This window comes from Pseudomonas sp. CM27, from assembly GCF_013179515.1.
Classification (GTDB): Bacteria; Pseudomonadota; Gammaproteobacteria; order Pseudomonadales; family Pseudomonadaceae; genus Aquipseudomonas.
In genome coordinates this window covers 1-674 of sequence record NZ_JABMCN010000494.1, presented here as the reverse complement: position 1 = coordinate 674, position 674 = coordinate 1, and the positions used below count along the sequence as shown (strand labels likewise).

1 protein-coding gene and 1 pseudogene are annotated in these 674 nt (G+C 64.5%); both read right to left on the bottom strand.

What is annotated here, in order from left to right; translation table 11 throughout:
- Window positions 1-246: pseudogene (locus HP547_RS29175) on the bottom strand (hypothetical protein); the annotation flags it as partial.
- A partial coding sequence (locus HP547_RS29170; RefSeq protein WP_172288983.1) for an FtsX-like permease family protein occupies window positions 236-674 on the bottom strand: 439 nt, incomplete at its 5' end. The pseudogene HP547_RS29175 and the gene HP547_RS29170, both read right to left, overlap by 11 nt.

The following is a 674-nucleotide window of genomic DNA, read 5'->3' as shown; positions in this document are numbered from 1 at the left end:
CTCCACATAGCCCCACTCGCCGCTGTCCTGGCCGATGTTGATCGGGTAGTCGTCCAGCGGGCCGGCGACCGGGATCATCACCTTGCGAAACACCATCGCCCCGTCGCAGGGCATGGGCAGCACTACGTCGTCGGCATCAGGCATCGGGTTGTAGTACTTTTCGTCCCAGGTTGCCGCTGCTGCTTGCAGCGCGAAGCCGAGACCAAGTGGCGCCAGAAGCAGGCGGCTGTAGGCTTTAGAGTTCACGCAGACTCTCCGCAGGTTGTATCCGTATGGCACGCAAGGCGCCTGTCAGGGCGACCAGGCCGGCGACCAGGAAGGCCAGCAGCAAGGCGACCAGGCCATGCCACACGGTGATATGACAGATGAAGGCGCCGGTGGCCTGGCTGCTGACCAGCAACCGGTCGAACAGCAGGCTGCCCAGGTAGTAGCAGCCGAGGCCGCCCAGGTAGCCGGCAAGGCTGAGCACCAGCGCTTGCAGCACTACGTAGGCCGACACCGCGGCACTGCTGAAACCCAGCAGGCGCAGTACCGCCAGGTGCCGGCGCTTGCGGTCGATGTTGGCCAGGAAGGCCCCGACCAGCGAGGCGATGCAGCCGATCAGGGCGGCGCCGGCAATGACGCCGAAAATAAGCCCCAGCACATGGTTGATCGCCTTGACGTTGTTGATCTCT